Source organism: Lysinibacillus sp. FSL M8-0337 (assembly GCF_038593855.1).
Lineage (GTDB): Bacteria > Bacillota > Bacilli > Bacillales_A > Planococcaceae > Lysinibacillus > Lysinibacillus sphaericus_D.
Map to the genome: position 1 here is coordinate 488,538 of NZ_CP151996.1, position 26,954 is coordinate 515,491.

General features: G+C 39.0%; 19 protein-coding genes, 1 pseudogene and 1 riboswitch. Of the genes and pseudogenes, 16 read left to right on the top strand and 4 right to left on the bottom strand.

The genetic code is table 11. From position 1 onward, the window contains the following. Nucleotides 1–220: 220 nt before the first annotated feature. From MKY08_RS02265 to MKY08_RS02280, 4 genes are all read right to left on the bottom strand, one after another. Entirely contained in the window at nucleotides 221–766 is a 546-nt protein-coding gene (locus MKY08_RS02265; RefSeq protein ID WP_069512853.1) for a hypothetical protein, read from the bottom strand. Between the two features lie 335 nt (nucleotides 767–1,101). Next, nucleotides 1,102–1,476 carry a RidA family protein gene (locus MKY08_RS02270; protein ID WP_069512852.1) on the bottom strand — a complete coding sequence of 125 codons (375 nt, stop codon included), beginning with the start codon at nucleotides 1,474–1,476 and terminating at the stop codon, nucleotides 1,102–1,104. A gap of 13 nt (nucleotides 1,477–1,489) precedes the next feature. Then, complete coding sequence (locus MKY08_RS02275) at nucleotides 1,490–2,431, bottom strand: threonine/serine dehydratase (protein WP_069512851.1); 942 nt, start codon at nucleotides 2,429–2,431, stop codon at nucleotides 1,490–1,492. 170 nt (nucleotides 2,432–2,601) lie between these two features. Then, nucleotides 2,602–3,711: a diguanylate cyclase gene (locus MKY08_RS02280; protein WP_069512850.1), complete on the bottom strand. Its 1,110-nt coding sequence runs from the start codon at nucleotides 3,709–3,711 to the stop codon at nucleotides 2,602–2,604. A gap of 167 nt (nucleotides 3,712–3,878) precedes the next feature. Between MKY08_RS02280 and MKY08_RS02285 the strand changes: the two genes are divergently transcribed. From MKY08_RS02285 to MKY08_RS02360, 16 genes and pseudogenes are all read left to right on the top strand, one after another. Then, nucleotides 3,879–4,307: a DUF1934 domain-containing protein gene (locus MKY08_RS02285; protein ID WP_339261445.1), complete on the top strand. Its 429-nt coding sequence runs from the start codon at nucleotides 3,879–3,881 to the stop codon at nucleotides 4,305–4,307. Continuing rightward, entirely contained in the window at nucleotides 4,307–5,974 is a 1,668-nt protein-coding gene (argS, locus tag MKY08_RS02290; RefSeq protein ID WP_069512848.1) for an arginine--tRNA ligase, read from the top strand. The genes MKY08_RS02285 and argS overlap by 1 nt, the downstream gene beginning before the upstream one ends. Before the next feature lie 81 nt (nucleotides 5,975–6,055). Continuing rightward, nucleotides 6,056–7,409: pseudogene (locus MKY08_RS02295) on the top strand (IS3 family transposase). 185 nt (nucleotides 7,410–7,594) lie between these two features. After that, nucleotides 7,595–7,781, top strand: a riboswitch (cobalamin riboswitch). A gap of 213 nt (nucleotides 7,782–7,994) precedes the next feature. Then, nucleotides 7,995–8,960, top strand: a complete 966-nt coding sequence (locus MKY08_RS02300; protein WP_069512846.1) for an ABC transporter substrate-binding protein — start codon at nucleotides 7,995–7,997, stop codon at nucleotides 8,958–8,960. Beyond that, a complete protein-coding gene (locus MKY08_RS02305; RefSeq protein ID WP_069512845.1) occupies nucleotides 8,957–9,958 on the top strand; it encodes an iron ABC transporter permease in 1,002 nt (333 codons plus the stop codon). The genes MKY08_RS02300 and MKY08_RS02305 overlap by 4 nt, the downstream gene beginning before the upstream one ends. Then, nucleotides 9,955–11,415, top strand: coding sequence for an adenosylcobinamide amidohydrolase (locus MKY08_RS02310; protein ID WP_069512844.1), 1,461 nt, complete (start codon nucleotides 9,955–9,957; stop codon nucleotides 11,413–11,415). Before MKY08_RS02305 ends, MKY08_RS02310 begins: the two co-directional genes overlap by 4 nt. 12 nt (nucleotides 11,416–11,427) lie before the next feature. Further along, the gene (locus MKY08_RS02315) at nucleotides 11,428–11,991 is read left to right on the top strand and encodes a cob(I)yrinic acid a,c-diamide adenosyltransferase (protein WP_069512843.1); all 564 of its coding nucleotides are present in this window, start codon (nucleotides 11,428–11,430) and stop codon (nucleotides 11,989–11,991) included. 373 nt (nucleotides 11,992–12,364) lie between these two features. Continuing rightward, nucleotides 12,365–14,599, top strand: a complete 2,235-nt coding sequence (locus tag MKY08_RS02320; RefSeq protein WP_069512842.1) for a heterodisulfide reductase-related iron-sulfur binding cluster — start codon at nucleotides 12,365–12,367, stop codon at nucleotides 14,597–14,599. A 199-nt stretch (nucleotides 14,600–14,798) separates the two neighbouring features. Beyond that, complete coding sequence (locus MKY08_RS02325) at nucleotides 14,799–16,004, top strand: acetyl-CoA C-acetyltransferase (RefSeq protein WP_069512841.1); 1,206 nt, start codon at nucleotides 14,799–14,801, stop codon at nucleotides 16,002–16,004. After that, nucleotides 16,004–16,855: a 3-hydroxybutyryl-CoA dehydrogenase gene (locus MKY08_RS02330; protein WP_024362872.1), complete on the top strand. Its 852-nt coding sequence runs from the start codon at nucleotides 16,004–16,006 to the stop codon at nucleotides 16,853–16,855. Before MKY08_RS02325 ends, MKY08_RS02330 begins: the two co-directional genes overlap by 1 nt. Before the next feature lie 197 nt (nucleotides 16,856–17,052). Further along, on the top strand, nucleotides 17,053–18,186 hold the full coding sequence (locus MKY08_RS02335; protein ID WP_069512840.1) for an acyl-CoA dehydrogenase: 1,134 nt from the start codon (nucleotides 17,053–17,055) through the stop codon (nucleotides 18,184–18,186). A 101-nt stretch (nucleotides 18,187–18,287) separates the two neighbouring features. Then, entirely contained in the window at nucleotides 18,288–19,424 is a 1,137-nt protein-coding gene (locus MKY08_RS02340) for an acyl-CoA dehydrogenase (protein WP_069512839.1), read from the top strand. 3 nt (nucleotides 19,425–19,427) lie between these two features. After that, nucleotides 19,428–20,060, top strand: coding sequence for a TetR/AcrR family transcriptional regulator (locus tag MKY08_RS02345; RefSeq protein WP_024362875.1), 633 nt, complete (start codon nucleotides 19,428–19,430; stop codon nucleotides 20,058–20,060). Nucleotides 20,061–20,354: 294 nt separating this feature from the next. After that, nucleotides 20,355–23,603, top strand: a complete 3,249-nt coding sequence (icmF, locus tag MKY08_RS02350; protein ID WP_069512838.1) for a fused isobutyryl-CoA mutase/GTPase IcmF — start codon at nucleotides 20,355–20,357, stop codon at nucleotides 23,601–23,603. 463 nt (nucleotides 23,604–24,066) lie between these two features. Next, a complete protein-coding gene (gene rpoE / locus MKY08_RS02355; RefSeq protein ID WP_176723217.1) occupies nucleotides 24,067–24,594 on the top strand; it encodes a DNA-directed RNA polymerase subunit delta in 528 nt (175 codons plus the stop codon). A gap of 717 nt (nucleotides 24,595–25,311) precedes the next feature. Next, complete coding sequence (locus tag MKY08_RS02360; protein WP_069512836.1) at nucleotides 25,312–26,904, top strand: CTP synthase; 1,593 nt, start codon at nucleotides 25,312–25,314, stop codon at nucleotides 26,902–26,904. The last annotated feature ends 50 nt before the right edge of the window (nucleotides 26,905–26,954 follow it).

Genomic DNA, 26,954 nt, shown 5'->3' on the forward strand with positions numbered 1-26,954 from the left:
CTTTTCAAAAACTTATTGTGAATCCCTATAAATTTACGATAAAACAACTGTTTTTAGTTCCTTTAATAATATCTACAGTCATCACACTCTTGTTTATCGTTATATAATGCTCAATTTAACATTGCTAGACTTTACTAATAACATTGTCACAACCAGTAAAATAGCAAAGCTACTACTCTAGCCCAATGCATTTCAAACAAAATAATGGCTATGAAATCTTTTAGCCGAAGTAATTTTCCGTTAAACTTTTTAGATAATGATATTTTTCAGCCATGCCATTTAAAGTGTGTGTTCGGGTATCTTGTTGCCTTAACGTCAGGTATTGGCGTGCGCTAAGTAAGACTGCTTGAAGAAAGTCATATTCATTGCAAACTCCTTTGGTGATTTCCCCCCGACCATGCTTTGAGGAAAAAACAACCAAAGGGCTTGGTTTCGTCAGAATTTTTTCTAAAGTCCATTGAATGTCATTCAATGATGTAGCAGTTTCACCAAATCCATCATGCAAGTAATCAATGACCATCGTTAAAAACCCTGGCCATATTAAATCACAATCGTCCCAATCAAACAACGACGTAATTTGAACACCGTCTATTTCTACAATAATAGCACCATGTAAAAAATGACCTTTACTTTTCGTTAGATTTTTTGCAATAATCTGTAGTGCATTGTTACTTTGTATGCTAGTAAATTCCTGTTGAAGCTGTTCTATCGTTTGTGAATAGAAACTTTTTGTTTCGATTGCAATAAATGTATCTATTTTAATCATATAGTTCACCTATATGTGAGTAGCGTTGTTTATTAAATCAAAATCACTTGTTGCAGTGTTTGCTAGTGTGATACTACTACTCATAGGAGTAAGTACTATTGAAAAACATAAGTAGAAAGTTAAAATATAAGCTATTTTTTTCAAAACAAATTACCTCCTGTTTATACTTACTAAACATTCTTTTAAATGATAATTTGTTATAACAAATTTACTTATACTCGAGTTACTTAAAAAATATCATAATTAAAACTATTATTTCAATTATTTTGCGATAAATAATTTGAAAATTCGAAAAAGAGCATGTTTTGATGCTGTTTCTTATTAATTACCTAGCACTAACCTTTAAGTTCTGCAATTGCTTCTAATTCAATTAAGCAGCCATGGCTTAATTCTTTAATGGGGATAATGGCGCGGGCAGGCTTATGACTACCGAAAAATTGTGCATAAGCTTCATTTACGTCCGCCCATAAATCAGCAGATGTTATATAAACGCGACACATAACAACAGCCTCCTTCGTAAGACCGCTTGCTTGAAGCACGACTTCCATCTTTTGAAGAGCCATGAATGTTTCAGCGTGAATGCCACCAATTGCAGGTTTGCCTGTAGCTGGATTGACTGAAGTTTGCCCCGATATATATAAATTCCCGTTACTAATCATGCCTGGTGTATAATGCCCGATTGGCTCTTGTTCTATCAAAACTTTCTTCATAATAAGTTCCTCCTTATAAACGTTGTAATTGATTTAGCCCAATATTGCCACCTGAAATAAGGAAGCAAACATGGTCGTTTTTCGTAATCGGTAAAGTGCCTTGAAGAGCTGCTCCTATACCGATGGCAGAGGAGGGTTCAGCTAATATTTTGCCTTCTAGTAGCAATGTCTTCATCCCGTTAAGTATCGAAACCTCGTCTACACGCACAATGTCATCAACTAATTTTTCCACAATCGGGAAGTTTCGCTCACCAGGTTGTAAAGTTAATAGGGCATCAGCCAATGATTTTTGTTCTGCTAACTGCAATCTTTTACCAACTTGAATACTTTTGGAATAGCGTGGGACGACTGCTGGTTCAACACCGATGATTTTGATATGTGGTGCTAAAGATTTTACCGCAGTCGCGACACCACTTAGCAGACCACCACCGCCAATAGGAACAACAATTGCACTGACCTGAGAGAACTGTTCTAAAATTTCCAATGCTACTGTCCCTTGCCCTGCCATAATATCGTAATCATCATAAGGATGCACAATGGCATAACCATGTTCTACGCTTAGTGCTTCAGTCACTTGATGTCTTTCGGCAAGCGTACATTGGACAATGCGTGCACCAAGGGCTCGTATGCCTTCGACTTTGATAGGTGGCGCTGAATCGGGTAAAACGATGGTTGCTGGAATATTTAATAGTTGAGCCGCGAAAGCAACGCCTTTGCCATGATTACCAGAGGAAGCTGCAACAACGCCGTGTTGTAATTGTGCAACTGGCATTGACAGCAGTTTGCTAAGAGCCCCACGCAATTTAAAAGAGTTCGTTTTTTGCATATTTTCGGCTTTTATCGAAACGTTGCAATGTAATAATTCATCGAGTCCTTGCAAGCGAATAACAGGTGTTTCATAAATATAAGGCGCGACTTTCAGTTTGGCAGCTTGGATTTTTTCAAGCGTTAGCATAAAGTATACCTCATTTCTTTGAACAATTTGAAAATTCCAAAAGAATAATATAAATGTAGTATTGGAGTTAATATCTGTCAATGGTTGCTGGCATTGCAGATAAAAAGAAACTGCAAGACGTTTGCAAATATCGCAAAAGTTTCGCAGTTTCTTGTATAGAGAACCTAACATTAGCATCCTTTATGAAATTCACTATTGTTGGCATGTACTACTTGATTGCCACCTAAAGCTTTCACTTCTGTAGTAACCTGTGTGGCAATAATGGCAAGTTCATCAAAGTCTACAGCGTTATCAGGACTTGAACTAATACCAATAGAAACGGTCAATGGCGTAGTTTGCCTGTCATTAATTTTAAAAGAGTGATGTGCAATTACATGTCTTAGTTTTTCAGCATGATAGAGGGCGATAGCAGGTGGGGCATCTTTTAAAATAATATAAAACTCCTCACCAGCAACACGTGCGGCCATTCCGTTTTTCTTTTCAATATAGTGATGAATAATAGTAGCGAGTTGCTTAATAATCCCATCGCCAGCTAAATGGCCATACTTAATATTTATATCTTTCATATTGTCGACATCAAAATGAAGTACAGAAAAATTGTCCGTTTCTAGTACCATTTCTTGTGCAAATGATCGTATCGCCAAATTATTTGGTAGCTGTGTTAAATAGTCTTTTTCCTTAAGTCGATAAATGAGCTGTACTTTTTCACTGGTCGCTTGTAAACGTTTAATCACTGTGAAAATTGTAAAAAATGTAAAAAGAGCGTAGGCAATGAATCCTAAAATGGTCTCTATTTTCAGTATAGGTGGCAAGCAGATTACTAGTACGAGCATTACAATAATTTCTGCCATGACACTAAAAAAATAAGTTGTTAAAGTGTGAAGTGTAATAGGCTTTTTACAAGCGACAAGGGCAAGAATAATCGAAAGAACGATTAAATTAATGTTTGATAAACTTGATATGGACAATAAAGATTGTGTAGGAATGATATAGAGACTTCCTACACCCATGATTGCACCGCTTATTATAATTGACCACGGACCACCAATCAGTCCGCTATAAAGTAGCGGTACAATATGAATGTTTATAAGCGTCCCTTGTAAAAAACGTAACGATATAGCACTTAATACAAGGCCTGTCATACCAAAAATAATGCCGACTAAAATTGGTTTAAAATCTTTGATAAATGATTTTCTTCGAGTCGGATGAGTAAATGGCCAATACGTTAAAATAACTAAAGTAAAGGTAATACAAAAGCTGACATAAATATGAAGTAACATCTATTAATAGTAGTTCCTTTCTCGAACATATATAGATAATAGTAAATCTTTTCACTTTCTGTGCCAATGCTTGAAAACAATACGCACTTGTATCTTGAAAAAAAGCGGACATTTATCCTATAATAAAAAGGTTATAGTAAAAAGATTAAAAGGGAGCGTCCATGAAGGTGAACGAAGAAAAATCGCAGGTGAACATTAAGCTCATTTCGACGATTCGTCCGATTGATGGGGAGTCCGAAACCTTGGAAATGTGGTTGGATGGGCAGCTAATCAATAAAGCTGATTCCCTATATTTAAAATATGAAGAGATGCAGGATGACAAAACGATCCGCACGACGATGAAGTTAGACACGGAACGGGCACTTATTATGCGCGCTGGAGCAGTAAAAATGCGCTTACCACTCAATATTTTTGAACAACAAATTGGCCATTATGAAAGTGAATTAGGTTCGATGCCACTCGTAACACAAACAAAAAACATGCTATTTACTAGACATGAAATGCGCGGAGAGTTTCATGTGCAATACGATTTATTAATGGGTGGACAAAACGTTGGCAATTATACATTAGACATTACATTTACGGAGGTACAATGATGAACGCAGTAGAACAAGTACAACAAGCCATTAAAACGGCAATTGCGCAGGCTGTTGACAAAGCAGGCTTAGTCGAAGCTGGCACAGAGTTAACGATTCACCTTGAAACACCAAAAGACAAAGCAAACGGTGATTATGCAACAAATATTGCCATGCAATTAACAAAATTAGCGAAAAAGCCACCGCGTGCAATTGCAGAGGCAATTTTAGAAAACCTTGAAACAGCAGGAACTGATATCGAAAAAATCGACATCGCAGGTCCTGGTTTTATGAATATAACGGTTCGTAAAGATTTCTTAACAGGTGTTGTAACAGCTATCCTTGAACAAGGTGCTGATTATGGTCGTTCAAACGCAGGAGCTGGTGAAAAAGTGCAAGTTGAATTTGTTTCAGCAAATCCAACTGGCGACCTACACTTAGGTCATGCACGTGGAGCATCTGTAGGGGATACATTGTGTAATGTTTTAGATATGGCTGGTTATGCTGTATCTCGTGAGTACTATATTAACGATGCTGGTAATCAAATTAATAACTTGGCTTATTCACTGGAAGCGCGCTATAAGCAAGCATTAGGCCTTACTGCTGATATGCCTGAAGATGGCTATCATGGTCAAGATATTATCGACATTGCAGGTAAATTAGCGAGCGAGCATGGCGATTCGATTTTATCAAAATCAGATGAAGAACGTTTTGCATTTTTCCGTCAACATGGTCTTGCTTTAGAATTAGATAAATTAAAAACGGACTTAGCGAACTTCCGCGTGAATTTTGATGTGTGGTATTCTGAAACATCATTATATGACAACGGCAAAATCGAAGTAGCATTAGATAAATTAAAAGCGAATGGTCATGTATTTGAAGAGGACGGTGCGACTTGGTTCCGTTCAACAACATTCGGTGACGATAAAGACCGTGTCCTAATTAAAAACGATGGCTCTTTCACATATCTGACACCAGATATTGCTTACCATGAGGATAAAATTGTTCGTGGTTTCGATAAACTAATTAACATTTGGGGAGCAGACCACCACGGTTATATTCCACGTATGAAAGCGGCTATTCAAGCACTTGGCTATGACCGTGACACACTAGAAGTGGAAATTATCCAAATGGTGCAGTTATACAAAAACGGCGAGAAATTCAAAATGTCCAAACGTACAGGGAATGCTGTAACGATGCGTGAGCTGGTGGAAGAGGTTGGTCTAGATGCTGTGCGTTACTTCTTTGTGAAAACAGCTGGTGATTCACATATGGACTTTGACCTTGACTTAGCGGTTTCACAATCAAATGAAAACCCAGTGTACTATGCACAATATGCGCATGCACGTATTTCTTCTATTTTACGTTCAGCGACTGAACAAGGCTTTGCTACTTCAACAGCAAATTTAAGCCTGTTAACTGCTGAAAAAGAGATTGATTTATTGAAAAAAATTGGTGATTTCCCGAAAGTAGTGGCGGATGCTGCAAAACATCGTACACCACACCGTATCGCTAACTATATTCAAGAAACAGCAGCTGCATTCCATAGCTTCTATAACGCTGAAAAAGTGTTAGATGCATCGAATAAAGAGCTAACAGAAGCGCGTTTAGCACTGATTACAGCTGTTCGTACAACGATTGCCAACGCACTACGTCTAATTGGCGTATCTGCACCAGAAAAAATGTAATGTACATGTTTATCACCCCGACACAATTGAACTGCACCCCAATTGTTAGACACATCTAACAATTGGAGGTGCAGTTTTTTAATGGCTAAATATACTGCAGAGGAAAAATTACAAGCAGCTTTACGATACTTAGAAGGCAAAGAAAGTTCACATGAAATTGCTAAATCGATTGGGAAGATCATAAGGCTATTCTTAACTGGGCTAAACAATATGAGTATAACGGTGTTGAAGCGTTTATAAAATCATATACAAACTATACAGCACAGTTTAAACTAGACGTACTAAACTTCATGATTGAGCACGGCACGTCCTTAATAGAAACAGCGGCTATCTTTGGTATAGCAGCTCCATCGTCCATTATTCATTGGCGAAAACAGTTTGAAACAAAAGGATTCGATGCCCTTCAATCAAAGGAAAAGGGGCGTCCATCCATGAAAAAAGAAACCAATAAACAACCAAAACATACACCAGTAGAAGGCTCACCAGAAGCACTTCAAGCTCGTATCAAGCAGCTTGAAATGGAAAACGAGTATTTAAAAAAGTTGAACGCCTTAGTTCAAGCCAAAGAAACATCACCAAAGAAGACAAAGTAAAGGTCATCTATGAATTAAGGCATAAATACTCGGTGAAGGCACTTGTCGAATTCGCACAGATTCCACGTAGTACGTATTATGACATAGTGAAGAAACTGAATCGTCCCGATCCAGATACCGACTTAAAGGCTGAAATTCAATCCATCTATAACGAACATGAAGGCCGTTACGGATACCGTCGCATTCGTGATGAACTCGCAAATCGTGGACGAAGAGTGAATCATAAGAAAGTACAACGTATCATGAAAACACTTCGTTTAAAGTGCGTAGTCAGAATGAAAAAGTATAAATCATATAAAGGGACAGTCGGTAAAATCGCACCGAATATTTTAGACCGCAAATTTACAGCTGAAGCCCCTAATGAAAAGTGGGTAACAGATATTTCAGAGTTTAAATTGTTTGGTGAAAAACTCTATTTATCCCCTGTTTTAGACTTATTTAACGGAGAAATTATTACTTACACAATTGGTCATCGACCAACGTATTCACTTGTCTCAGAAATGTTGGAGAAAGCATTAGAGAAGTTACCAGAGGAACGCCAATTACTGATGCATTCCGATCAAGGCTGGCATTATCAAATGAAGCAATACCGTCACGCACTTGCATCAAAAGGCATTGTGCAAAGTATGTCACGTAAAGGCAACTGTTATGACAACTCGGTGATGGAGAATTTCTTTGGGATTTTGAAATCGGAATTCCTTTATTTAAAGGAGTTCGAAAGTGTTGAGCATTTTAAATTGGAACTTGAAAACTATATAACGTATTACAATACGAAACGAATTAAGGCAAAATTAAAACTGAGTCCGGTACAATACCGAACTCAGTTTACCCAAGCTGCCTAAATGAAATAACCGTGTCTAACTTTTAGGGGTCACTTCACAATTGCGTGTCGGGGTTTTTCTGTTTTTACGAACAAAATTGTTTGAGTGACTGGCACTCGTGTCAGGCACGCACGCAATTTTTGAAGCGCCTAGAATGGTGTCACTTTTTTTATCGTTCCCTATTTCTATTTTCATGTATAATAAAATCAACTGAATATTATAAAGGTTCTTTACTTAAGTAAAGTGAAAAGGGAAATCGGTGTAATTCCGATGCGGTCCCGCCACTGTAAGTGTGAGTTTTTTCAATGGATGCCACTGAAAGTTATTTTGGGAAGGCATGAAAAAGCATTTGGAGCACGAGCCAGGAGACCTGCCTTTATAGAACATTACATTTCAGCCTACGAGGATAGGATGGTGGTTTTTTGTGCAAGCCCGCCTCTCGTTAAATGGACGAGGGCTTTTTTTATGTTTTGTAAGGCGACTATCGATAACCATTGAAAATAAAAGGTGAGCAATCCCCATATTTAATAATGACAATCAACATACTATCGATCAATCAAGTTAACAGAGCTAAAAAATGCACATACAATCTAAGGAGGATTCTCAATGAAAAAGTATTGGAAGATAGGATTATCAGCATTTTTGGCAATGGGTTTACTTGCAGCATGTGGAGCACAACCGAAAAACGAGCAATCTACATCAGAACAGCAGGAGCAACAAGTAACCAAACAAGAAGAAGCAACATTTCCAGTGACAATAAAAGATGCTACTGGCAAAGATATCGTGCTAGAAGCACCGCCTGAAAAAATTGTTTCTCTTATTCCGAGTAATACAGAAATATTATTTGGGCTTGGCCTAGATGATGAAATTGTCGGCGTCAATGATTATGATGATTATCCACCGGAGGCAGCTAAAAAAGAAAAAGTCGGAAGTATGGAATTCAATATTGAACAAATTATCGCCTTACAGCCAGATATTGTGTTTGCTCATGAATCAGGAATGGCTTCTTTAGATGGAGCGATGGATCAGCTTGAAGCAGCGGGTGTAAAGGTATTTGTAGTGGCGAATGCAAGCGATTTTAATGAAACTTATACGACGATTGAGCAATTAGGACGCGCAACTGGTAAGTTACCGGAGGCACAAAAAATTATTGCTAATATGAAAGTCAAAGTGGAAGAAATCCAAGCGAAATTGCAAGATGTGGAACCAAAGAAAGTCTTTGTCGAAACGTCAGATGAGCCTGAAATCTACACACCTGGTAAGGATACATTTATGCAGGAAATGCTAAATATGATTCATGCTGAAAATATTGCAGCTGATACAACTGGTTGGTTCAAAATTGATGCGGAGCAAATTATTACAAAAAATCCAGATGTCATCGTTGTCACATACGATTATGTGCCAAATATTTTAACGAAAATTCCACAACGTGCAGGCTTTGATTCTATTACAGCTGTAAAAAATAAAGCAATTGTACAAGTAGATGAAAATTTAACAAGTCGTCAAGGCCCGCGTTTAGCAGATGGGCTTGAAGAGTTAGCGAAAGCTATCTATCCAGAGGCTTTCGAGTGAGTAGAGCATTTTTAGCCTATATTACAGCCATTACGTTACTTCTTGTTAGCATCTGGTGTGGCGTATCAATAGGCTCGGTTCATATTCCATTTGAAGTATTTTGGAATAGGGCGGCAGATGAAACAGCCGCTAATATTTTATGGAAAATTAGGTTGCCACGCGTATTGCTGGCAGGACTTGTTGGCGCATCGTTGGCGATTGCAGGGGCAGCCTTCCAAGGATTGTTAAAGAATCCATTGGCAGATCCTTATACGCTAGGTGTATCTTCGGGAGCGTCAGTAGGTGCTGTGGTGACATTATTTTTTGGTATCTCGATGCCTGTTGTCGGACTGTATGCATTACCAACGCTTAGTATGGTGGGTGCGGTACTAACAATGGTAGCTGTCATGAGCTTTGCCAGAATAGTCGACCGCGCACTGAAAATGGAAACACTTATTTTAACAGGGGTTATTTTTAGTTCTTTTTTAGGGTCTCTTATTTCCTTAATGATTGCATTATCAGGTGAAGAGCTCCGCCAAGTGATAGGCTGGTTGCTTGGTTCAGTATCAATGCGGGGCTGGCCGTATGTGCAGATGATTACACCATTTGTTGTTATAGGTTCTGCTATTCTGTGGACGCAAAGACGAGAGCTCAATGTTCTATTATACGGAGAAGAACGTGCGAAGCATTTAGGTGTCAATGTAAAGCGTAGTAAATATTTAATTTTAGTAGGGGGCTCCATGCTGACTGGTGCGGCTGTTGCTGTTTCTGGAACAATCGGTTTTGTCGGTTTAGTTGTGCCACATATGACACGTATGGTTTGGGGTTCGGATCACCGTCATCTATTGCCGTTATCATTTATCAATGGCGCAACATTGTTAATTATTTGTGATTTAGTGGCGCGGACAATCATTATCCCACGTGAATTACCAATAGGCGTTATTACTGCATTTATTGGTGCGCCTGTCTTTTCTTATATTTTCTATAAGCAACGTAGAAGCAAGGGGGTACGTGTATGATTATCGTCGAACACCTATCGGGTGGCTATGAGGACGTACCTATCGTCAAAGATGTTAGCTTTACCGTTGAAAAGGGGAAAATCCTTGGCATTTTAGGACCGAATGGTAGTGGCAAATCGACATTATTGAAAGTCATTAGCGGCCTATTGCCTGCAACAGCAGGAACGGTTTTTTTAGATGGCAAAAATATTAAACACTATAGCCCGCGCGCGCTGGCGAAAAAGATGGCCGTCTTACCACAATTACATGCCAATGCATTTTCAAATACCGTGCGGGAAGCGGTATCGCTCGGTCGTTATCCGCATCAAACTGGCTTTTTTTCCAATTGGTCAGAGCAAGATGAACGAGCTGTTCAATATGCTATGGACCAAACAGGGGTAGCACGCTATGAGCATACATCGATGGAGTTTCTATCGGGTGGCGAGCAACAACGGGTTTTTGTTGCGCAAGCTTTGGCGCAAACAGCAGAAGTATTATTGCTAGATGAGCCGACCAATCACTTAGATATTGCTCATCAACGTCAACTATTGGATATGGTGCGCAAAGAAGCAATCGAGTGCGGTTTAACCGTTATTATGGTGCTACATGACATGAACTTAGCCTCTCTTTATTGTGATGAATTATTGTTAATGGAGAGCGGCTCTGTGCGTGCTTTAGGTGTACCACATAAGGTGTTAATAGCTTCACAAATTGAGGATGTATATCAGGCACGGGTAACAACCTATGCCCACCCTGAAATACCGAAACCGCAAATTACAATTATGCCATCAACCAATGAATACCAGCAACGAGCTGACATAGTAAAAGAAGATTTTTGTGTAACGCCAGATTATATTCAACTAAAATCAACTATTCCTTTAAAAACCGTTTCTTCGGCTGTTCATAATCCTGGTATAGGATGGTATGACTGTCTATTAAATCGTTCAGTGCCAGGAGATTATGTTATTAGTGATGTTAAACAAGAAGTGGCGGACTTTTTACAAAGGGAGCATTTTTCACCGACAAGCACAGTTGTTATGTTAACGGCTGTTCCTACACAACTGTTTGCACTTAATGAATATAGCACTGCCTTTGGGAGTGTGTTTGTCGTAGTAACGGCAGGTGTGGGCAATGCTGTAGATGTCTCTCGTACACACGAACGGCAGGATACGCCATATATTGGTACTATCAATACGTGGGTTGTCATCAATGGCTGTTTATCGGAAGAGGCATTTTTTCAAGCATTGATGACTGCAAATGAAGCTAAAACAAAGGCTTTACAATCAGAAAATATTCGGGATCATCTAACTGATACGATTGCGACCGGTACTGCGACGGATAGTTTGCTTATTGCGGCAACGCAAAAGGGCGAGGAAATGCGCTATGGTGGACCAATTACGGCTGTTGGTAAGATTATTGGTAAAGGTGTTTATGAGACGACGGTGCAAGCAATTCAAAATTATAAAAATAAAGCATAGGAGTGGAACAGGATGAAACTTTACACAAAGACAGGTGATACAGGGAAAACAAGCTTAATTGGTGGGCGTGTCGACAAAGATAGTCTACGTGTGGAAACATACGGAGCAATTGATGAATTAAACTCATTTATCGGCAAGGCTGTTAGTGAATTAGATCGCGCGTTATTTAAAGATATTTTAGTGGATTTAGAAACGATTCAACATGAGCTTTTTGATGCAGGCGGTGATTTAGCGAACGTCATGAAGGAACGTCATTATAAGTTAACTGAAGCACCGATTGAAGTACTAGAGGTGCGTATTGATGCATTGTCTGACGAAGCGCCACCATTAGAGAAATTTATCTTACCTGGTGGAGCGCCGGCCGCTGCAACATTACACATTGCACGTACAGTTGCACGCCGAGCAGAGCGCCAAATGGTAACACTAATGAAAGAAATTGAAGATGTACCGACTATTGTACAAAAATATTTAAATCGTTTATCAGATTATTTATTTGCCGCAGCACGTGTTGTGAATGCACGTTTAAACTTACCTGATATTGAATATATTCGTAGTGGCAATGTCTTTAAAAAATAACTTAAGTAGAGAAGAAGGCAGCAACGCATAACAGCAAATAAACAAAAGATTTGAGCCTAACGATGCGAAAAAAGAATCATTTTTAAAATAAATATTTTAAGCGGAATTTATGACGATGAATTCAAGTAATTGAAGATAAAACGATAAATTTAAATGCAAAAAGCTACTCCGAAAGTAAAAATCAGGGTAGCTTTTTTTCTTATAAAATGTAAGAATATAAAATTATCAGAAATTTTTTCGTTTTATGTTGACTGAATGCTCACTCATTTATTAGAATGTGGATATAGTGGTGAAATGTCATACATTTACGTTTGAGCTAGAAATATTAACACAAAGAGAGAAAATTTACGACAAACTAAAGGGGGGACCAACCATGAGTCCATTAGTAATTGCAAACATTGTTCTAACAGTCGTGGTTGTGCTTTATGCAGTAGGGTTATTTATCTATCTGTTAAAAACACGCTATAAATTTGTGCAATTGGGGAAAAAGGTTGAGTTTGATGAAAGTGTCCAAGAACGCATTCGTTATTTAATGGTGAATGTGTTTGGTCAAAATAAGCTGTTAAAGGATCCTAAAAGTGGTTTAATTCACGTGATGTTCTTTTATGGTTTCTTAATGGTTCAGTTAGGGGCTATCGATTTAATTTGGAAGGGGTTAGTACCAGGCTCTCATTTACCACTTGGCATATTCTATGGTGTATTCACATTCTTCCAAGAGCTAGTAGTGTTAATGATTTTAGTGGCGGTTGTCTGGGCATTTTATCGTCGCTATGTGGAAAAACTAGTACGTCTAAAACGAGGCTGGAAAAATGGTCTTGTATTGATTTTTATTGGTGGCTTAATGCTTTCAACATTGCTGGCAAACGGTATGGGTCTTATCTGGCATGGCGAAGGTTTAACGTACACAGAGCCTGTTGCTTCTAGCATTGCAGCGATTTTTAGTTTTTTACCAACGTCTGCAGCAGCAACTGTTTTCTATATAGCATGGTGGGCTCATTTATTAATATTATTAACGTTTTTAATTTATGTACCGCAATCGAAGCATTTCCACTTAATTGTCAGCCCAATCAATGTGTATATGAACCGCTTAGATCGCACAGGTACGTTAACGCCAATTGACTTCGAGGCGCTAGAGGAAGCTGGAGAAAATGCTGAAAGTGAAGAAGATATCCCGTCTATCGGGGTAGGGCGTATTCAAGACTTTACGCAAAAACAAATGCTAGATTTATATTCTTGTGTAGAATGTGGCCGTTGTACCAATATGTGCCCAGCAACAGGAACTGGCAAAATGCTTTCACCGATGGATTTAATCGTCAAGCTTCGGGATCATTTAACATTTACGGGTGCGGTTGTAACAAAGCAAAAACCGTGGGTGCCTTATCAATTTTTTGCAAATACAAAGGGCAATCAGCTTGCAATGGCAGCAGGTGCTGAAGGTGCAGTAATTGAGGATATTTATAGTCCATCATTAATCGGGGATGTAATTACAGAGGAAGAGATTTGGGCATGTACGACTTGCCGTAACTGTGAAGATCAATGTCCTGTTATGAATGAGCATGTCGATAAAATCATTGACTTACGTCGTTATTTAACAATGACGGAAGGGAAAGTAAACTCAGATGCACAGCGAGCAATGACAAACATTGAACGCCAAGGCAATCCATGGGGACTAAATCGAAAAGAAAAAGAAAACTGGCGTGATTTAGACCCAACAATCAATATTCCAACCGTGAAAGAACTGAAAAAATCAGGCGAGGAAATGGAGTACTTGTTGTGGGTAGGCTCTATGGGTGCTTTTGATAATCGCTCTCAAAAAATTGCATTAGCCTTCTGCCGTCTAATGAACGAAGCGGGTGTGAAGTTTGCAATTTTAGGAAATAAAGAGAAAAACTCTGGGGATACACCACGTCGTTTAGGCAATGAATTTTTATTCCAAGAGTTAGCGACAGCCAATATTGATGAATTTGAGAAAAATGATGTCAAAAAAATCGTTACAATTGATCCGCACGCATACAATATCTTTAAAAATGAATATCAAGATTTTGGTTGGAAAGGCGAAGTCTATCACCATACGGAATTACTAAATCAGTTGATTGAAGAAAATCGTTTAGTACTGAACTATGAAGTAGAGGAAACTATTGTCTTCCACGACTCTTGTTATTTAGGTCGTTACAATGATGTCTACGATGCGCCACGAGAAATTTTACGAGGCATTCCAGGTGTGAAGCTGGTGGAAATGGAACGCAATCGTGAAACAGCCATGTGCTGTGGCGCAGGTGGTGGCTTAATGTGGATGGAAGAGCATGTTGGCAATCGTATCAATGTAGCGCGAACAGAGCAGGCTTTAGCAACAAATGCTTCAGTTATTTCTTCAGGATGCCCATACTGTTTAACAATGTTAGAGGACGGTACAAAGGCAAAAGAGGTTGAAGATACTATTAGCACATTCGATGTAGCAGAATTACTAGAACGCTCTGTGTTTGGGGAAAAAGTGAAAACTGTTGCAAACAATGTTGATGAACTAACAGAAGAAATGCTAGAAGAAGTGGTAGCATCTGTTGACTCACAAGAGCGAGACAAGAATGAAGAGCTAAACGCAGAGAAATGATAATTATTGTAGAAATATTTTCTTTATCTGAAAAATATAAATTGCACAATAATTAATTGTTTTGTAGAATAAGATTAATTGGAAATGGGAGTTATTAAAAAACTCCCATTTTTTATCGAGAAGAGTCGAGCGAGCGTTCAGTCAACAATGATTGCTTTGATACTTCTTCGAGTAACGTAAAACAAAAGGGGTGTTTTACTTGAATAGAGCTGTAATATTAGCAGGGGCAAGAACGGCATTTGGTAAATTTGGTGGTTCACTTTCCACGCTTAGCGCCAGTGACTTAGGTGCTATCGCCATTAAAGGGGCATTAGAAAAGGCAAATATCGCTCCAGATGCAGTAGGTGAAGTAATTTTAGGGTCAGTTTTACAAGGTGGGCAAGGACAAATACCATCGAGACAGGCTTCACTGAAGGCAGAATTACCAGTAGCAGTCAAAACTGAAACGATCAATAAAGTTTGTGCGTCGGGGATGCGCGCAGTAACATTAGCCGATCAGTTAATTCGTTTAGGGGACGAAGAAGTAATTATTGCTGGCGGTATGGAATCAATGTCAAATGCACCATATTATCTTCAAAATGGTCGCACAGGTTTACGAATGGGCGATTCAACAATGGTAGATGGCATGCTTTATGACGGTTTAACTTGTGCCTTTAATCAGTCAAGACCACCTATGGGGAGCTACGGTAATAAGGCAGCTAGTGAATTTTCCTTAAGTCGTCAAGAACAAGATGCGTGGGCTGTCCGCAGTCATGAACGTGCGATTGCAGCTATTGAAAAAGGCTATTTTGCCGAGGAAATTGTACCTGTACAAATCGCACAACGTAAGGGTGATCCACTTGTAGTCAATACCGACGAAGCACCAAGACCTGGCACTACACAGGAAGTGCTCTCTAAGCTCAAGCCAGCCTTTGAAAAGGATGGTTCCATAACAGCAGGCAATGCACCAGGTGTCAATGATGGCGCATGTGCTCTTGTCATCATGAATGAAGACCGTTCAATACGGGAAGGTAGGGAGCCACTTGCTGTCATTATCGGTCATACAGAACTGGCAATTGAACCAGAAAATTTCCCGCAAACACCTGGTCTTGTGATTAACAGTCTACTAAAAAAGACGGGGAAATCATTAGCTGATATCGATTTAATTGAAATCAACGAAGCTTTTGCAGCAGTAGCGCTTATTAGCAACCAGTTGGCAGACCTTGATGCAGAAAAAGTAAATGTCAACGGTGGTGCAGTAGCGCTAGGTCATCCGATTGGCGCATCCGGTGCACGCATTATCTTAACACTGGCACATGAATTAAAACGCCGTGGTGGTGGAATCGGTATTGCGGCAATTTGTTCAGGTGGCGGGCAAGGCGATGCCATAATGATTGAAGTACCAAAACAAAGGGGACATGAATAATGGGAATTCAAAAAGTAATGGTAATTGGTGCAGGGCAAATGGGCTCAGGGATTGCCCAAGTTTGTGCACAAGCTGGCTATGACGTGTTATTGAATGATATACAGCAATCATTTTTTGAGCGTGGATTAAGCGTTATCACAAAAAACTTAACACGTGATGTTGAAAAGGGTCGTAAAACAGCAGATGAAAAAATGGCTATTCTAAGTCGCATTCAGATGTCACTAGATTTAAAGGATGCTAGTGATGTTGATATTATTATCGAGGCAGCAGTTGAAAATATGGAAGTGAAGCAATCCATTTTCAAGCAATTAGATACAATTGCACCTGCTCACGCTATCCTGGCGACAAATACATCCTCTCTGCCGATTACAGAAATTGCGGCAGTCACAAATCGACCAGAGCAAGTAATTGGGATGCACTTTATGAATCCAGTACCTGTGATGAAGCTTGTCGAAATTATTAGAGGTTTAGCGACGGCTGACGAGGTGTATAAAGCTGTGGAAGAAATGACTGTAAAGTTAGCAAAAACACCAGTGGAAGTAAATGACTTCCCAGGCTTTATTGCAAACCGCATTTTACTGCCGATGATTAATGAAGCAATTTATGCACTATATGAGGGAGTCGCATCGAAAGAAGCGATCGACGATGTGATGAAACTAGGCATGAATCATCCGATGGGGCCATTAACATTAGCAGACTTTATCGGCTTAGATACATGTTTATCTATTATGGAAATTTTACATGAGGGCCTAGGTGATAGTAAGTACAGACCTTGTCCTTTATTACGCAAATATGTAGCAGCAGGTTGGCTTGGTAAAAAATCAGGAAGAGGCTTTTACGTTTACGAATAGTCCTATGGGGATGGGATATTCAGAATAATTACACCTAGGCGTAATGGTGTCCAGATTTTTGGGTGTATGCTCAATAAAAGTTGTGATAGCCGCCAAGGTCTTAACTTACTTTAGCTAGTCGTTATATTTTGAGGGCTGTTGTTAAAAGTAAGTTAATGTGTAATGCTACGTGACAGCATAGAGGGGTGACATTATAGATGCATTTACAATTTACAGATGAGCAATTAATGATGCGTGATATGGTGCGCAATTTCTCACTGGAGAAAATCGCACCTTGGGTAGAACGTATGGAGGCTGGTGAGTTTCCGCGTGAACTGCTTACACAAATGGGTAAATTAGGTTTAATGGGCATCACAACCCCAGAAGAACTAGGTGGCTCTGCGATGGATTTTACTTCGTACATTATCGCAATCAATGAATTATCAAAAGTGAGCGCAGTAATGGGTGTTATATTATCAGTACATACGTCTGTAGGTACAAACCCTATTATTTATTTTGGTAATGATGAGCAAAAACAACGTTATGTACCGAAGTTAGCAGCAGGTGAATATTTAGGGGCTTTTTGTTTAACAGAGCCAAGTGCGGGTTCAGATGCAGGCTCTTTACAATCAAAAGCAGTACGTGATGGTGATGAATATGTCATTAACGGCTCAAAAGTATTTATTACAAACGGAGGCGAAGCTAATGTTTATATTGTTTTTGCCTCAACTAATCAAGCTGCTAAAACACGTGGCATTTCAGCATTTATTGTTGAAAAGGGTACGCCGGGCCTAATTATAGGTAAGGATGAACACAAAATGGGCCTACATGGTTCACGTACGGTCCAATTAACATTTGATAACTGTCGAATACCAGTTGCTAATCTTCTAGGGGAAGAAGGAGAAGGCTTCAAAATCGCGATGGCAAATTTGGATGTTGGGCGTATAGGAATCGCAGCACAAGCTTTAGGAATTGCTGAAGCAGCTCTTGAAGCAGCGACTGCTTATGCCAAAGAGCGTGTGCAATTTAGTAAACCGATTGCAGCACAGCAAGGAGTCGGTTTTAAGCTAGCCGATATGGCAACGGCTGTAGAAGCGGCAAAACTGCTTGTTTATCGTGCAGCTGATTTACGTGCCAAAGGTTTACCGTGTGGAGCAGAGGCATCAATGGCTAAACTCTTTGCTTCTCGAACAGCTGTACAAACAGCGATTGAAGCTGTACAAATTTTTGGTGGCTACGGCTATACCGAGGATTACCCAGTAGAACGTTATTTCCGTGATGCTAAAGTGACAGAAATTTACGAAGGTACAAGTGAAATTCAAAAACTAGTGATTAGTAAATATTTAATTTAGTAGAGTGCCAACATCGTAAAACTTAGTTTATGCACACGTATTTATAGGCAATTTACTAAAGGAACAGGCGAACTTCATTAAAATTAAAGGGGAAATGGACAATGAACTTTCAATTAACAGAAGAACATGAACAATTACGTGAAATGATTCGCGATTTTGCTTTAAACGAGGTAGCACCAACAGCCGCAGAACGCGACGAAAATGAAGAATTTGATCGTGCAATTTTTGATAAGATGGCTGAATTAGGCTTAACAGGGATTCCGTGGCCAGAAGAATATGGTGGTGCGGGCTTTGACTACCTTGCCTATGTCATTGCTGTTGAAGAATTATCTCGTGTCTGTGCTTCAACAGGGGTAACATTATCCGCTCATACTTCTTTAGCTGGTTGGCCGCTATATAAATTTGGTACGGAAGAACAAAAACAAAAGTACCTGCGACCAATGGCAGAAGGTAAACATATCGGTGCTTATGGTTTAACAGAGCCAGGTTCGGGTTCGGATGCTGGTGGTATGAGAACGTATGCAAAACGCGATGGCGATGATTATATTCTGAATGGTTCAAAGATTTTTATTACAAACGGTGGCGTAGCAGATACATATATCGTATTTGCAGTAACAGACCCAGAAGCGAAAAATGGCACGTCTGCTTTTATCGTTGAAGCAGGTTTTGCAGGTTTTTCAGTTGGTAAAAAGGAGAAAAAACTAGGGATTCGTTCATCACCGACAACAGAAATTATTTTCGATAACTGCCGTGTACCAAAAGAAAACTTACTTGGGGCTGAAGGAGACGGCTTTAAAATTGCGATGACAACACTTGATGGTGGACGTAACGGCATTGCAGCTCAAGCAGTAGGAATTGCTCAAGGTGCTTTAGATGCTGCGGTTGAATATGCCAAAGAGCGTGTACAATTCGGTAAGCCAATTACTGCAAACCAAGGTGTGTCCTTTAAATTAGCGGATATGGCAACGCACATTGAAGCATCTCGTCTGCTTACATACCAAGCTGCTTGGTTAGAAACAAACAATCTTCCTTACGGTAAGGCATCAGCAATGGCAAAGTTAATGGCTGGTGATACAGCAATGAGCGTCACAACTGAGGCAGTTCAAGTCTTTGGTGGTTATGGTTACACGAAGGATTATCCAGTAGAACGCTTTATGCGTGATGCGAAAATTACTCAAATTTACGAGGGTACACAAGAGATTCAACGTCTTGTTATCTCGCGTATGTTGACGAAATAATCTATGACAGAAAAGAACAAAAGACCCCAAGTTCAGTCAACCGTGAAAGACGAAAATCTCATTGCCATTCGCCGAGAACAAATGATTCAAGGTGCTATTAAATTATTTAAAGAAAAAGGTTTCCATCGTGCTACCACAAGGGAAATTGCTAAAGCAGCAGGTTTTAGTATCGGTACATTATATGAATATATTCGTACAAAAGAAGATGTACTATACCTCGTTTGTGATAGTATCTACCACCATGCGATGGAACGTCTATCAAGCTATGAGATCAAGGCAGGAACGATAGAAGAGTTAAAAGAAATGATTCGTGAATATTTTTTACAAATTGATAGCATGGTAGATGAATTAACAATCATGTATCAGGAAACGAAATCATTATCAAAAGAAGCACAGCGTTATGTTTTTAGTAAAGAGTTTGAAATGGTTGCTACTTTTGAACGATTGTTAAAACGGTGCGTGCAGTCAGGGGAACTAACAATGACTGATCAGCAAATTCATTTAGCAGCAAATAATTTAGTTGTTCAAGGTCAAAGCTGGGCGTTCCGCAAATGGGCGCTTCACCGTCAACATACGCTTGACGAGTATATTGAAATGCAAACAACATTGTTCATTTCAGGCATTAAGGGGTTTTAATAAGTTCCAAAGGGGTTTGTCGGTAATTGCATAATGCGACATTGCAATTACCGATTTTTTTATAATGGCGTATGGCACAGAGCTGGTGGTATTTCACTAGGCTCATGAAAGCCCATACAATGTGTCGATTTTTCATTTGAACAGGGTGGAAGCTGGCATTAAACAGTGATTCACTGCTTGCTAGCAAAGCATCGGTATGAAGCAAAATGGTTCTGTGTTCGTACTTTTTAAATGATGAACTAAATGCAAACATTGATGAAAAGATTTACTAAGGGGAGAAAGTAGGGGTTTCATATGACAAAGGTAGAAGTGTATCGTCCAAAAAATCACGTACGTTTTGTTACAGCATCAAGTCTTTTTGATGGTCATGATGCTTCGGTCAATATTATGCGACGGATTTTACAATCGAGCGGTGTGGAAGTAATCCATTTGGGCCATAATCGCTCTGTAGAAGAAGTTGTAAATGCTGCGATTCAAGAGGATGCGCAAGGTATTGCTGTATCTTCTTATCAAGGCGGCCATATGGAATACTTTAAATATATGTATGATTTACTGCGTGAGAAAGGTGCACCGCATATTAAAATATACGGAGGCGGTGGCGGTGTTATCTTGCCACGTGAAATTAAAGAATTACATGCTTACGGCGTTGCAGGTATTTTCTCACCAGAAGATGGTCGTGTATTAGGGTTGCAAGGGATGATTAATGAGCAAATTAAAGGTACAGATTTTCCAACTGCAACTGGTGACTATTTAGAAAAGCTAGATGCTTTAACAACTGAAACACCAGAAATTTTGGCAAATTTAATAACAGCAGCTGAATCGAATAATGATGATGAAACGAAAAGAATGCTAGAGGAAGCACGAAAACGCTCAAAAGGAACACCGATTTTAGGGATTACAGGTACAGGTGGTGCTGGTAAATCCTCTTTAACGGATGAGCTTATCCGTCGTTTTTTAAAAGAATTCCCAGAAAAGCGTGTAGCTATTTTATCGGTGGATCCAACAAAGCAAAAAACAGGTGGCGCATTACTTGGAGATCGTATTCGTATGAATGCTATTTTCAATAATCGTGTCTATATGCGAAGTTTAGCAACACGTGGTTCTCGTACGGAGCTTTCGGCTTCTATTGGGGATGTATTAGATGTCGTACGTGTGGCAGGCTATGATTTAATCATCGTTGAAACAAGTGGTATTGGTCAAGGTGATGCAGAAATTACAAAATTCACTGATCTATCCATGTATGTAATGACGAGCGAATTTGGTGCACCGACACAACTTGAGAAAATCGATATGATTGATTTTGCTGATGTCATTGCCATCAATAAATTTGAACGAAAAGGCTCAGAAGATGCACTACGTCAAGTACAGAAGCAATACCAACGTTCTCGAGAGCTTTGGGATGAACCAATCGATAAAATGCCTGTTTACGGCACGATTGCCAGTCAATTTAATGATAAAGGAACGAATGCGTTATTTGCTGCATTGGTTCATATTATTAACCAAAAAACAGGAAGCGATTGGGAAACAGGTTATGAACAATTTGCCAAAACGCAAAAACAGGATGTTATTATTCCGAACGATCGTCGCTATTATCTACGTGAAATAACTGATACAGTGCGTGGCTATCATAAAAAAACAGAGCAGCAAGTGGCATTTGCTCGTCGTTTATTCCAATTAGAAGGAGCTATCGCGGCAGTACAGGAAAAGGCGCCAGATGATGCCCTTGTCGCATCACTTACTTCTTTAGCGGAAGGTGTCCGAGATGAATTAACAGCAGAATCGAAGCGCATTTTAGATAATTGGCAAGCATTGAAAGAAGCCTACGCTGGGGATGAATTTGTAACCAAAGTGCGCGATAAAGAAATTCGTACAATTTTAACGACAACGAGTCTTTCCGGTACAAAAATACCGAAAGTTGTATTGCCGAAGTTTGTAGACTACGGTGAAATTTTACGTTGGGTGTATCGTGAAAATGTACCGGGAGAATTCCCTTATACAGCAGGTGTATTCCAGTTCAAGCGTGAAGGAGAAGATCCGAAACGACAATTTGCCGGCGAGGGTACACCAGAACGTACTAATAAACGCTTCCACTATTTATCGAAAGATGATGATGCCAAACGTTTATCAACTGCGTTTGACTCGGTAACGCTTTACGGTGAAGATCCTGATTACCGTCCAGATATTTACGGTAAAGTGGGAGAATCAGGTGTTTCAATTTGTACGCTTGAGGATATGAAGAAGCTCTATGCTGGCTTTGACCTGTGTGCTCCTTCAACCTCTGTATCTATGACAATTAATGGACCAGCGCCAATTATTTTGGCGATGTTTATGAATACAGCTATTGATCAGCAAGTTCAATTACGAGAAAAAGAACTAGGAAGACCTTTAACAGTTGAAGAATTTACAGAGACGCGTGAGAAAACATTGCAGGTTGTGCGTGGTACAGTACAGGCTGATATTTTAAAAGAAGACCAAGGGCAAAATACATGTATTTTCTCTACGGAATTTGCGCTTCGCATGATGGGCGATATTCAACAATATTTTATCGACAAAAAAGTGCGTAACTACTATTCTGTCTCTATTTCGGGCTATCATATTGCCGAAGCAGGAGCAAACCCAATTTCACAGCTCGCATTTACACTTGCAAACGGCTTTACGTATGTAGAATACTATTTAAGCCGAGGTATGAATATTGATGATTTTGCGCCAAATCTATCATTCTTCTTCTCAAACGGTTTAGATCCGGAGTATACGGTAATTGGCCGGGTAGCACGTCGCATTTGGGCAGTTGTAATGCGCGATAAATACGGTGCAAATGACCGTGCACAAAAGCTTAAATATCATATCCAAACTTCTGGGCGAAGTTTGCATGCTCAAGAAATTGATTTTAATGATATTCGTACAACATTACAGGCGCTTATGGCATTGCAAGATAATTGTAACTCTTTGCATACAAATGCATATGATGAAGCCATTACTACGCCAACAGAGGAATCTGTACGACGGGCAATGGCGATACAAATGATTATTACAAAAGAACATGGCTTAGCGAAAAATGAAAACCCATTACAAGGTGCATTTATCGTAGAGGAATTGACGGATTTAGTAGAGGAAGCTGTGTTAGAAGAGTTTGACCGTATTAATGATCGTGGCGGGGTATTGGGTGCGATGGAAACCCAATATCAACGAGGTAAAATTCAAGAAGAATCCATGCATTATGAAATGTTAAAGCATTCAGGTGAATTACCGATCATCGGTGTTAACACATACTTAAACCCGAATCCGCCGACAGATGATGCGATTGACAATATGGAAATTGCTCGTGCGTCATCAGAAGAAAAAGAAACACAAATTCGTAATTTACAATTATTCTGGCAACAGCATGAGGGGGCAACAGAAGCAGCGATAGCACGCTTACAAGAGGTTGCTGTAAACAATGGCAATATTTTCGAAGAGCTAATGGAAACTGTAAAAGTAGCGAGTCTAGGACAAATTACAAAGGCTTTATATGAAGTCGGTGGACAATTCCGTCGCAATATGTAAATCAAAAGATTACGAATTTGCTTATAGAGGAACGGTAATGCTAGTTTATCTGAAATACTGCTGATTTTTTAGTGTCTAGTCATACGATTAGGCACTTCTTTTTATTTTCGTTATAATAGAAATGTAAAAAAGAGGGGGGCGCAGTAGAGGATGAAATCAATTATTCACTACATTATTGTTTTAGCTTTAGTATTAGGAGTCATTTTCCTGTATAATAAGCAAGTTGGCGCTATTCCTTTACTTTTATTATCGATATATTTGTTTTTTCTAGGGATAAAAAAAATGTGTAATATAAAAAACAGTAATTGAAGGTAGCAAAGAGACTAAAACATTGTATATAATGGGTATTATGCTTATGGTATGGAAAGTTACTTTTGTGCGGTCTTTTTTAGCTGCGCTCCGAAAATAAAGCACTATTTAATTTTAAAACGTCCATTGTGATGAGAGGAAGGAAGTGCACGAATTGAATTTTCGTGAAATGACAAAGGAACAATTAGCGGAAGAATCGTTAATTAACTTAGCTTATGCAATTTTAACAGAAAAACGTGCTTCAGTGTCATTTAATGACCTGCTTACAATTATTAAAGAGCTTGTTGGCTACAGTGATGAAGAAATAAAATCACGCCTACTACAATTCTACACTGATATGAACGTAGATGGACGTTTCTTATTCAATCAAGAAACTGGTTGGGGCTTACGTGAATGGTTTAAAGTTGAACAAATCGAAGAAGAAACAGCTCCTTCTGTGAAAACACATAAGAAAAAATCTAAAGCCGCTCTTGATGATGAAGAGGATTTAGAAGAAGATTTAGAAGAAGATGATATTGACTTCGATGAAGACTATGAAGAGTTTGTTGAAGAAGAAATCGACGAGGAAAAAGAAGATATCGATTTTGATGAAGAAGATATAGAAGATATTGATGAAGAAATTGATGAAGATTTCATTGAAGATGATGAAGAATTTGAAGAAGAAGAAGAGGAAGAAGTGTAAGATAAACATGCTTTGAATTTTCTTACTTTTTTACGTGTAGTAAAAATTCTTGACTTCTATCACGGTTACGTTTAATCTTTTACTTGGGCTCCTTAAAAAAAGGAGAAAGACCGTGTATATAATACGCTCCCCCTGCAAACCTATGCAGGAGGGGCGTTTTTTTGTTTTTAACTTGCTTTTAGGAAGCGGAATAAAGTTAAAGGCTTTGGCAGATGGTGCAGTTTTAATAGCCGCTTTTTAAGCAGGTTTAAATAAATCTGGACGCATACGCCGCGTGTGTAATTGATCAATATTCAGTCAAGCACTCCCATACGTATAGATAAGGATAGCAAGCTGTATGTTGCGAACTATTCATTCTGTATAGTAAATCGATGACTGAGTATATGTTAGTGCTTCTAGTGAAGGAATAATTGAATTGCTCACAAGTGAGCAAATGATGAATCACTTTACGATGAAGGACAATGTAGAAAAGGAAAGTAAAAAAGAGATAGAAACGATTACAGCTTCGAATTGACTGCATCTTATGTAGGCATTCTCGGCTTTTCTTATTTTAGGGATAGGAAAGCATAGATGTTTCTTATTCAGGTCCATAACAGTATTGAACGTTTACATTACCTTCCTGCAATTAGGCGAATCGGTAAACGTAAGTAACATTGGATGGACGCAATATACTTTTTTTACTAACAAGATCTAGAACAACATAAGGAGGAATTTTTCATGACAAAGTATATTTTTGTAACAGGTGGGGTAGTGTCATCACTTGGAAAAGGGATTGTTGCAGCATCTCTAGGGCGTTTATTAAAAAACCGTGGGTTAGAAGTCACAATTCAAAAATTTGACCCATATATCAATATTGACCCAGGTACAATGAGTCCTTATCAACATGGTGAGGTATTTGTAACAGATGATGGTGCTGAGGCTGACTTAGACTTAGGTCACTATGAGCGCTTCATCGACATTAATCTAGGGAAACATTCAACTGTGACATCTGGTCGCGTTTATCAATCTGTTTTACAAAAAGAACGTCGTGGTGATTACAACGGTGGAACAGTCCAAGTAATTCCTCATATTACAAATGAAATTAAAGATCGTATCCAACGTGCTGGACGTGAAACAAACGCAGATGTTGTTATTACAGAGGTTGGGGGAACTGTAGGAGATATCGAATCACTACCATTCCTAGAAGCTATTCGTCAAATGAAAACAAATTTAGGCCATAACAATGTTATGTATGTGCACTGTACACTAATTCCTTACATTAAAGCTGCTGGTGAATTAAAAACAAAACCAACACAACATTCTGTTAAAGAATTACGTTCTTTAGGGATTCAACCAAATATTATCGTTGTGCGTACAGAACAAGAAGTGCCACAAGAAATGAAGGAAAAACTAGCACTATTCTGTGACGTTCAACCTCACGAAATTATTGAATCTCGTGATGCAGAACATTTATATGAAGTACCATTAAATCTTCATGCACAAGACTTCGATGATATCGTACTTGATCATTTCGGTATTGAAGCACCAGAGGCAGATATGGAAGAATGGCGTGACCTTGTGGCAAAAGTGAAGAGCCTACCAAATAAACGCAGAGTGGCATTAGTAGGTAAATATGTTGAGCTACAAGATGCTTATATTTCAGTAGTAGAAGCGTTAAAACATGCGGGTTATGCGTTTAACTCTGATATTGATATTGATTGGATTAATGCAGAGCATGTAAATACAGATAATGTTGTAACGTTACTTAAAGATGCAGATGCTATTTTAGTTCCTGGTGGCTTTGGTGATCGCGGTGTTGAGGGTAAAATTTTAGCTACGCAATATGCTCGTGAGAATAATGTACCATTCTTAGGAATTTGCTTAGGTATGCAATTAGCAACAATTGAATTTGCTCGTAACGTATTAGGCTTAAAAGGAGCACATTCTACAGAGCTTGATGCAGAAACACAATATCCTATTATTGATTTCCTACCAGATCAAAACGATAGCGTAGATATTGGTGGAACATTACGTTTAGGTTTATATCCATGTAAGTTAAAAGAAGGCTCAAAAGCAAGTGATGCTTATGGCAAAGAGCTTGTCTATGAACGTCACCGTCATCGTTATGAATTTAACAATGAATACCGTGAAGCAATGGAAGCAGAAGGTCTTGTATTCTCAGGAACAAGCCCGGATGGAAAATTAGTGGAAATTATTGAGCTGCCAGAAAACAATTTCTTCGTAGCATGCCAATTCCACCCAGAGTTCGTGTCACGTCCAAACCGTCCACAACCATTATTCCGTGATTTCATCGGTGCAACATTTAAATAATAGTAAAAAGGATGTCTCGTAATAACGAGACATCCTTTTGTTTTTAGCGT

Bases quoted from the DNA above. Each gene is read 5' to 3' on its own strand.
- MKY08_RS02330 (WP_024362872.1), top strand. From the start codon at position 16,004: ATGGGAATTCAAAAAGTAATGGTAATTGGTGCAGGGCAAATGGGCTCA.
- MKY08_RS02280 (WP_069512850.1), bottom strand. From the start codon at position 3,711: ATGTTACTTCATATTTATGTCAGCTTTTGTATTACCTTTACTTTAGTT.
- argS (WP_069512848.1), top strand. From the start codon at position 4,307: ATGAACGCAGTAGAACAAGTACAACAAGCCATTAAAACGGCAATTGCG.
- MKY08_RS02345 (WP_024362875.1), top strand. From the start codon at position 19,428: ATGACAGAAAAGAACAAAAGACCCCAAGTTCAGTCAACCGTGAAAGAC.
- MKY08_RS02275 (WP_069512851.1), bottom strand. From the start codon at position 2,431: ATGCTAACGCTTGAAAAAATCCAAGCTGCCAAACTGAAAGTCGCGCCT.
- MKY08_RS02310 (WP_069512844.1), top strand. From the start codon at position 9,955: ATGATTATCGTCGAACACCTATCGGGTGGCTATGAGGACGTACCTATC.
- MKY08_RS02340 (WP_069512839.1), top strand. From the start codon at position 18,288: ATGAACTTTCAATTAACAGAAGAACATGAACAATTACGTGAAATGATT.
- MKY08_RS02265 (WP_069512853.1), bottom strand. From the start codon at position 766: ATGATTAAAATAGATACATTTATTGCAATCGAAACAAAAAGTTTCTAT.
- icmF (WP_069512838.1), top strand. From the start codon at position 20,355: ATGACAAAGGTAGAAGTGTATCGTCCAAAAAATCACGTACGTTTTGTT.
- MKY08_RS02360 (WP_069512836.1), top strand. From the start codon at position 25,312: ATGACAAAGTATATTTTTGTAACAGGTGGGGTAGTGTCATCACTTGGA.
- MKY08_RS02270 (WP_069512852.1), bottom strand. From the start codon at position 1,476: ATGAAGAAAGTTTTGATAGAACAAGAGCCAATCGGGCATTATACACCA.
- MKY08_RS02320 (WP_069512842.1), top strand. From the start codon at position 12,365: ATGAGTCCATTAGTAATTGCAAACATTGTTCTAACAGTCGTGGTTGTG.
- MKY08_RS02315 (WP_069512843.1), top strand. From the start codon at position 11,428: ATGAAACTTTACACAAAGACAGGTGATACAGGGAAAACAAGCTTAATT.
- MKY08_RS02335 (WP_069512840.1), top strand. From the start codon at position 17,053: ATGCATTTACAATTTACAGATGAGCAATTAATGATGCGTGATATGGTG.
- MKY08_RS02300 (WP_069512846.1), top strand. From the start codon at position 7,995: ATGAAAAAGTATTGGAAGATAGGATTATCAGCATTTTTGGCAATGGGT.